The organism is Streptomyces sp. 13-12-16, from assembly GCF_002114215.1.
GTDB lineage: Bacteria > Actinomycetota > Actinomycetes > Streptomycetales > Streptomycetaceae > Streptomyces.
The window spans coordinates 1-8,139 of record NZ_NCTE01000831.1 but is presented as its reverse complement, the minus strand read 5'-3'; the positions used below and the strand labels follow the sequence as shown (position 1 = coordinate 8,139).

Genomic DNA, 8,139 nt, shown 5'->3' with positions numbered 1-8,139 from the left:
GGGGAGGGGGGGGGCGCCCGCCGGGACCACGAACCGCCGGTAGCGGCTGCGTACCTCCTGGAAGGCCGCGCTGCGCTGTACTTCGAGGTAGACGTCGGCCCCGTCCGCGCGGCGGGCCGGCGGTGCCGACTCCGCCGGGCCGGCCGACTCGCCCCAGCCCGAGGCCAGGGCGTCGTACCAGGGATCGTCGTACCTCACGTCCCCCGAGTTGCTTCGCTGCATGCCCAAGGATGGACAGAACGGGAAGATCCCCGACTCTTCTTCCCGTTCCGCTTCACCCCATCAGGTGACTGGTCCGTGCGCGCGTCCCGCGTGCCCGCCAGGGCCTGTCCGGCGGATCACGCCGGGGACGCGGAGCCCGGCACACCCTCCCCCTCACTGCCTGGAAGGGCGCGGGCGGTGCCCCGGCGGCGTCGCCGTCGGTCGCCGACCCCCCGCGCCCGGCTTCGTCCGAGCGGGAGGGACCCCCTGCGCGGGGACCCCTCATCGCCCCGCTCACCTGGGCCGCAGGGCGCCTCCGCCTTCCCCCGGACTTGATCAGGCGTCGATGCGCGAGCGGTCCAGGGTCGCCGCGGAGCTGGAGATGAACTCCTTGCGCGGGGCGACGTCGTTGCCCATGAGGAGGTCGAAGACCTGCTCGGCGGCCTCCAGGTCGGTGAGGTTGATCCGGCGCAGGGTGCGGTGACGCGGGTCCATGGTGGTCTCGGCCAGCTGGTCGGCGTCCATCTCGCCGAGACCCTTGTAGCGCTGGATCGAGTCCTTGTAGCGGATGTTCTTGCTCTGGAACTCCATGAGCTTGTCGCGCAGTTCCCGGTCCGAGTACGTGTAGACGTACTTGTCCTGGCCCTTCTTGGGCTGGACCAGCTCGATGCGGTGCAGCGGCGGCACCGCGGCGAACACCCGGCCGGACTCGACCATGGGCCGCATGTAGCGGTGGAACAGGGTCAGCAGCAGGGTGCGGATGTGGGAGCCGTCGACATCGGCGTCGGTCATCATGATGATCTTGCCGTAGCGGGCCGTGTCGATGTCGAAGGTGCGCCCCGAGCCCGCCCCTATGACCTGGATGATCGCGCCGCACTCGGCGTTCTTCAGCATGTCCGTCACGGACGACTTCTGAACGTTGAGGATCTTGCCGCGGATCGGCAGGAGCGCCTGGAACTCGGAGTTCCGGGCGAGCTTGGCCGTGCCGAGCGCGGAGTCGCCCTCGACGATGAACAGCTCGCTGCGGTCGACGTCGTCGCTGCGGCAGTCGGCGAGCTTGGCGGGCAGCGAGGAGGACTCCAGGGCCGTCTTGCGGCGCTGCGCGTCCTTGTGCTGACGGGCCGCGATGCGGGTCCGGGCCGCGGCGACGGCCTTCTCCATGACGACGCGGGCCTGCTGGGCGTCGTCGCGCTTGGTGGAGGTCAGGAACGCCTTGAGTTCCTTGGAGATCACGTTGTTCACGATGCGGCGGGCCGCCGAGGTGCCGAGGACCTCCTTGGTCTGGCCCTCGAACTGCGGCTCGGCCAGACGGACCGTGACCACCGCGGTGAGGCCCTCGAGGGCGTCGTCCTTGACGATGTCGTCCTCGGCCACGCGCAGCATCTTCTTGGTGCGCAGCACCTCGTTCATCGTCTTGGCGACGGCCTGCTCGAAGCCGGCGACATGGGTGCCGCCCTTGGGGGTGGCGATGATGTTGACGAACGACCTGAGCGTGGTGTCGTAGCCGGTCCCCCAGCGCATCGCGACGTCGACGCCGAGCTCGCGGGTGACCTCGGTGGGCGTCATCTGGCCGTGCTCGTCGAGGACCGGGACGGTCTCCTTGAAGGTGCCCTGTCCGGTGAAGCGGAGGGTGTCGCAGACGGGCCGGTCGGAGGCCAGGAACTCGCAGAACTCACTGATGCCGCCGTCGAAACGGAACGACTCCTCGCCCTTGCTGCCGCCCTCGCCGAGCCCGAACTCGTCGCGGACGACGATGGTCAGGCCGGGAACCAGGAACGCGGTCTGGCGGGCGCGCTGGTGCAGCGTGTCCAGGGCGAGCTTGGCGTCCTTGAGGAAGATCTGGCGGTCGGCCCAGTAGCGCACGCGTGTGCCGCTGCGGCTCTTGGGGATCTTCTTGGCCTTGCGCAGTCCGCTCCCGGCCTCGAACTTCGCGTCCGGGCCCACGGCGGCGAAGGCTCCGGGGACACCGCGCCGGAAGCTGATCGCATGGGTGTGCCCGCCGCGGTCCACCTCGACGTCCAGCCGAGCGGAGAGCGCGTTGACGACGGAGGCGCCGACGCCGTGCAGACCGCCGGAGGCGGCGTACGAGCCGCCGCCGAACTTGCCGCCGGCGTGCAGCTTGGTCATGACGACCTCGACGCCGGAGAGGCCGGTCTTGGGTTCGACGTCGACCGGGATGCCCCGGCCGTTGTCCCGGACCTCCACCGAGCCGTCGTCGTGGAGGATCACGTCGATGTGGTCGCAGTAGCCTCCGAGGGCTTCGTCCACGGAGTTGTCGATGATCTCCCAGAGGCAGTGCATCAGACCGCGGCTGTCGGTCGACCCGATGTACATTCCGGGGCGCTTCCGCACGGCCTCGAGCCCCTCGAGGACGAGCAGGTGCCGCGCGGTGTAGTTGGAACCGTCCCGGTCTGCTCCTGCCAGCAGCGCTGTGGACGGCACGGACGTCTCGGCGGTCACGCGGTTCGCTCCTCGCTGAATTTCAGATGCGGCCCTCTTGGGTAAGGGCGCGGCTTCAGTCACCGGTGAGAGGGTACCGAGGCCTGGTAGAGCCGTTGTAACGCCACCCTCGCTTCAGCCCACCCTAGTCCAGGGTCGCATGCGTGTTCGATCCCTCGATGGAGTGAAGCACACATCACGTTCCCTTCCAGGCATGAACCATTTAGGCTCCGGGCACGTCCTCATGAACAACCGGCAAGCCAGCCGGGAGGGCCGACCACCGATACGAACGCGAATCCGTACGACACATCAGACACGCACTACGGCACATTCGCCGCCAACCGGCAACAGCCACCCACCTCGGAAAATTTTTTCGAGGAGAAGCCACGAGCGGGAACGTTTTGGGGCTGGTTGGATGTTGACCCTGGTACGACAGCTCGTCGAGCTAGAGAAGAGGCGACGTGACTACTGTTCTGACCCCCGCGAGCCCACTGACGGCCGCCGATCGCTGCGACCGCTGCGGCGCCCAGGCATACCTGCGCGTCGTCCTGCTGAGCGGCGGAGAACTGCTCTTCTGCGCCCACCACGGCCGCAAGTTCGAGCCGGAACTCAAGAAGATCGCCGCTGAGATACAGGACGAGACGGAGCGGCTCACCACCCCTCCGGCGACCGCTCCCGACGAAGAGCGCTGACAGAGCGCCGACACATCACGTCCGACGACGAGCAGCCCGGCACAGGCCGGTGAGCGGGCGGCTGCCTCCACTCAGGAGGCAGCCGCCCGTCTCGTACCCGCACCCGCCGGGAACCGCTCAGCGGCCCCCCTGCGCCCTCCCGGCCGCCCTCAGCCCTGCGGCCGTCCAAGGGTCCGCAGGATGTCGGAGACACGCGTGTACACCCCGGGACTGCCCGCCCAGCCGCACCCCGTCCCCCAGGAGACGAGGCCTATCAGCCGCCCCTGGGCCACCAGCGGCCCTCCGCTGTCCCCCTGACAGGCGTCCCGGCCGCCCTGCGCCTCTCCCGCGCACAGCATCGTCTCGGCGCGGTAGGTGCCCTCGGAACCCCCCGGATACGCCTTCTCGCACAGCGCGTCGGGCTGCACCCGCACGCGTGCCGCGTGCAGGCTGCCGGCATAGGCCCCGGACCCCGTGGTGTCCCCCCACCCGTAGACGGTGGCCGCGGTACCCGCCCGGTACGCGGGATCGCCGGCCCCCGCCATGGCTATCACCGAGCTCGAGGGCAGCGGCTCGGCCAGACTGAGCACGGCGTAGTCGCCGGAGTTGGTGACGCCGTCGTAGCCCGGGTTCACCCAGGTGCCGCGCACGGCGATCTCCTGACCGCGGTCCGAGAGCAGTTCCGTACGCCCCGTGATCACCCTGAGGTCGCCCACGCGCCCCGGGGGCGCCCCCAGCACCTCCTCGTCCATGCAGTGGGCCGCGGTGAGAACGGTGGTCCGGCCGACCGCCACACCCCCGCAGAACTGTCCCGCTCGCGTACCTCCGAACCGGTCGCGGCTGGACAGCGCCACCGTCCACGGACCCTCCGAGACGTCGACGGGGAAGCCGCCGACGACAATGCTGTCGGCGGCTGCCGGAACGGCCGAGGCCAGCGGTATGACGGTCGCGGCGGCCGCGAGGGCCAGCGGCCGGGCCAGGGCCCGGGCAAGACGACGTCGCATGCACGCTCCTCACACTGGGGTGATCCTGAAACACCCACAGTGATGGACCCCGTCCGAGCCCGCACCCGCGCGGCAACGCGAAGGCCCGGCTCCCCAGGACGGGGAACCGGGCCTGACGCGGACCGGCGCACGACGGTACGTCGTGGCGGGCGGACCTAGTCGAGGTAGTCGCGCAGCACCTGGGAGCGCGACGGGTGGCGCAGCTTCGACATGGTCTTGGACTCGATCTGGCGGATGCGCTCGCGCGTGACGCCGTACACCTTGCCGATCTCGTCGAGGGTCTTCGGCTGACCGTCGGTGAGACCGAAGCGCATGGAGACGACACCCGCCTCGCGCTCGGACAGGGTGTCCAGAACGGAGTGCAGCTGCTCCTGCAGCAACGTGAAGCTGACCGCGTCGGCCGGGACGACCGCCTCGGAGTCCTCGATGAGGTCACCGAACTCGCTGTCGCCGTCCTCGCCCAGCGGGGTGTGCAGGGAGATGGGCTCGCGGCCGTACTTCTGGACCTCGATGACCTTCTCGGGGGTCATGTCGAGCTCCTTGGCCAGCTCCTCCGGAGTGGGCTCGCGGCCCAGGTCCTGGAGCATCTGGCGCTGCACGCGCGCGAGCTTGTTGATGACCTCGACCATGTGCACCGGGATACGGATGGTGCGCGCCTGGTCGGCCATCGCGCGGGTGATCGCCTGGCGGATCCACCAGGTGGCGTACGTGGAGAACTTGTAGCCCTTGGTGTAGTCGAACTTCTCCACCGCGCGGATCAGACCGAGGTTGCCCTCCTGGATGAGGTCCAGGAAGAGCATGCCGCGGCCGGTGTAGCGCTTGGCCAGGGAGACCACCAGACGGAGGTTGGCCTCCAGCAGGTGGTTCTTGGCGCGGCGGCCGTCCTCGGCGATGATCTCCAGCTCGCGCTTGAGCTTGGGCGCCAGCTTGTCGGAGTTGGCCAGCTTGTCCTCGGCGAACAGGCCCGCCTCGATGCGCTTGGCGAGCTCGACCTCCTGCTCGGCGTTGAGCAGGGGGACCTTGCCGATCTGCTTGAGGTAGTCCTTGACCGGGTCGGCGGTGGCACCGGCGGCGGCGACCTGCTGGGCGGGCGCGTCGTCCTCGTCCTCGTCGGAGAGCACGAAGCCGGCGTTCTCGGTGCCCTCGGGCTCCTCCGCGGCCTTGGTGTCCTCGAGGACCTCCTCGTCGCCCAGCTCGGCGTCGTCCTTCTTGGACGTGGTCTTCTTGGCGACCGTCTTCTTGGCCGTGGCCTTCTTGACGGCCGCCTTCTTCGCGGTCGTCTTCTTGGCAGCCGCCTTCCTGGCGGGCGCCTCCTCCTCGGCGGCGGGGTCGGCGGCGGGCGCCGCCGGAGTCGCGGTGGCGGTGGCCTTCCGGGCGGTCACCGTCTTGGCGGCGACCGTCTTGGTGGCGGTGCGCTTGGCGGGACTCTTCGCTGCGACGCTCTTGCGGGTGCGCTTGGGCTCTGCGGCACTGACCATCAGCGTCACACCCTCTTCCTCGAGGATCTGGTTGAGGCTGCGCAGTACGTTCTTCCACTGAGTGGCCGGAATCTGGTCAGCTTCGAAGGCCCGACGCACGTCATCGCCGGCGATCTGCCCCTCAGCCTTTCCCCGCTCAATGAGCGCCATGACAGAGACGGACTCGACGATCTCCGGCGGGAGCGTACGGGATGTGCTGGCCGACACGAACAACCTCTCGGAACGTTGGAAAACGGCTTCCGGCCCCGTCCACGATGGACAGGAGCCGACCGCCGGCTTGGGGATGGGCCGACGGCGCGGGCGGGGGCCGGGGAAGATGCACAGCGCCATGAACGGCGTCCGTATTCCTTCCGCGGCTGTCACCTCTTAGGTCATCGCGTTCTCCCCGGGAGCGTTACGCCCAATCCGCGTGGCCCGAGTCACACCCCGCAAGCGCACAGAATCGGTCAAACAAGCACGAAAGCGTTCACTCAGGGGCGAGGAGGTCACCTCTCCGAGTCTGCCACGCCGTTCTGGGCATCGGACCCCGCGGGATCGTCGATGATCCCGCGGGGTCCGACGGGGGACGGCTCATCGGTGGGGCGCTGCCACAGGAGGGGGATGGCATGCCGGACCGCGCCGTCCGCGGAACGCGGTCAGTGCTCGCGCGGGGCGGGCACCACGCGTTCCACCTCTGGGTGGACCGTGAGCAGTTGCCGCATGGCCGCCTCGGCCGCCGCGCCGTCGCCGTCGGCGAGGGCGTCGACGATCCGGCCGTGCTGCGCCAGGGACGTCTCGTTCGGCCGCTCACAGCCCGTGGCCGGACCGCCCGAGACCTGCAGCGCGGCGGACACGATCCCGGAGAGGTGCTCCAGCATCCGGTTGCCGGCGATCTGGATGAGCAGGGAGTGGAACTCCGCGTCGGCGCGGGCGAAGGTCAGGGCGTCGCCCTGCCCCATGGCGTGGCCCATGATCTCGACCATGTCGGTCAGACGCTGCTGGACGTCCTCCCGCCCGTGGCCGGCCGCCAGGCAGGCGGCGAGCGGCTCGATCGTCCAGCGCAGCTCGCTGAGCTCACGGCGCTGGTCGTCGCGCTGCGGCCCGAAGGCCCGCCACTCGATGATGTCCGGATCGAGGAGGTTCCAGTCGCTGACGGGGCGCACGCGCGTGCCGACGTTCGGCCTGGCGCTGACCAGGCCCTTGGCCTCCAGGACGCGGAGCGACTCGCGGACGACGGTGCGGGAGACCTCGAAGCGCTGGCCGATCTCCTCCGGCACCAGCGGGCGGTCGGCGCCCAGGTCCCCGGAGACGATCATCTGACCCAACTGCTGGACGAGTTGGCCGTGCAGTCCGCGACCGCGGCTGCCCGCGGCCCGTCGGCCCACACGGCCCAGCTCCGGGTCCGCGCCGTCCCAGGCGGGGGCCCCGACGCGGTCGACGGCGGGCGTCTCGGCGTAGGGGTAGCGGTCGAGTCCGCCCGGGCTCGCGAGGCCGGAGTCTGCGGAGCGGGCGGCGGTCATCATGGTGTGCGCAAGGGTACTCACGCATCCTTTGTCGGCTCCGCCTCCAACTCCCTTGAGGTCTTTGGTGAAAAGCACACGAAAGGGTGATCGCTCACCCCGTCGCAATTGACGCCTTATCGGAAAGAAATGTACTTTCTGCGGGGAGTTGCGGGCAGGGACGGACCGATGCGTTCACGGACGGTCGTTATCGGACCCTGCTCCGCAGACCGGTGAGCACGTACGCGCACAGCAGCGCCGCCAGCGACAACGTCAGCGCGCCGCCGACGGGTTGGGCGACCAGGCGCAGGACCGCTTCCAGATGGTGTTCGCCTCCGAAGGGCCACCGGAGCGGCACACCGTCCCGCAGCCGCGACGCGAGCGGGGCCGGGGTGCGCGCCGCCGGCCCTTCCGTCACCTTGTGCACGAGCGGCACGACGAGAAGGGGTACGGCGACGACGACGGCGAGACCGGCGGTGGTGGACCGGAACACGCCCGCGGCCAGCACGCCGGCGCAGGCGCACCCGGTCACCAGGCCGAGCCAACCCGCACTCAGCGGCAGCCAGTCGGCGGGAACCTCGACGGCCTCCCGTCCGTAGACGAGGTAGAGCAGCTCGGCGTCGCACCCGACGGTCAGGACGGCCAGCACCAGCGCGGTGGCCGAGGCCACGAGGAGTTTGGCGGTCAGCAGCCCCAGCCGCCGGGGCACGGTGCCGCGGTCCGCCGCCAGCGCGGGGTGACGGAACTCGTCACCGAAGGCCAGCGCACCGAGCAGTCCCGCGCCGAGCGCCGCGGGCGGCAGCGGCAGCTCCCTCGGCCACGCGGCCAGCAGGCGCGGCTGCGGGGTGTGCCCGACCCGCGCCAGCAG

The 8,139-nt window shown here is 70.2% G+C and carries 6 protein-coding genes and 1 pseudogene; 1 reads left to right on the top strand and 6 read right to left on the bottom strand.

The window, feature by feature from the left end; genetic code table 11:
• Both B7767_RS30050 and B7767_RS30045 read right to left on the bottom strand, forming a co-directional pair.
• Window positions 1-222: pseudogene (locus tag B7767_RS30050) on the bottom strand (DUF485 domain-containing protein); the annotation flags it as partial.
• A gap of 315 nt (window positions 223-537) precedes the next feature.
• Window positions 538-2,661, bottom strand: coding sequence for a type IIA DNA topoisomerase subunit B (locus B7767_RS30045; protein WP_085574905.1), 2,124 nt, complete (start codon window positions 2,659-2,661; stop codon window positions 538-540).
• A 440-nt stretch (window positions 2,662-3,101) separates the two neighbouring features.
• On the opposite strand from B7767_RS30045, the gene B7767_RS30040 reads away from it, so the two are divergent.
• Window positions 3,102-3,332 carry a hypothetical protein gene (locus B7767_RS30040; RefSeq protein WP_085574904.1) on the top strand — a complete coding sequence of 77 codons (231 nt, stop codon included), beginning with the start codon at window positions 3,102-3,104 and terminating at the stop codon, window positions 3,330-3,332.
• A gap of 149 nt (window positions 3,333-3,481) precedes the next feature.
• Here the strand turns inward: B7767_RS30040 and B7767_RS30035 are convergent, their stop codons facing one another.
• The 4 genes from B7767_RS30035 to B7767_RS30020 all read right to left on the bottom strand — a co-directional run.
• On the bottom strand, window positions 3,482-4,315 hold the full coding sequence (locus B7767_RS30035; RefSeq protein ID WP_085574903.1) for a trypsin-like serine protease: 834 nt from the start codon (window positions 4,313-4,315) through the stop codon (window positions 3,482-3,484).
• A 155-nt stretch (window positions 4,316-4,470) separates the two neighbouring features.
• A complete protein-coding gene (locus tag B7767_RS30030) occupies window positions 4,471-6,000 on the bottom strand; it encodes an RNA polymerase sigma factor (protein ID WP_085574915.1) in 1,530 nt (509 codons plus the stop codon).
• 428 nt (window positions 6,001-6,428) lie between these two features.
• A complete protein-coding gene (locus B7767_RS30025) occupies window positions 6,429-7,316 on the bottom strand; it encodes a FadR/GntR family transcriptional regulator (RefSeq protein WP_085574902.1) in 888 nt (295 codons plus the stop codon).
• A gap of 163 nt (window positions 7,317-7,479) precedes the next feature.
• Window positions 7,480-8,139, bottom strand: a 660-nt coding sequence (locus B7767_RS30020) for an ABC transporter ATP-binding protein (protein ID WP_107486407.1), incomplete at its 5' end; no start/stop codon positions are given.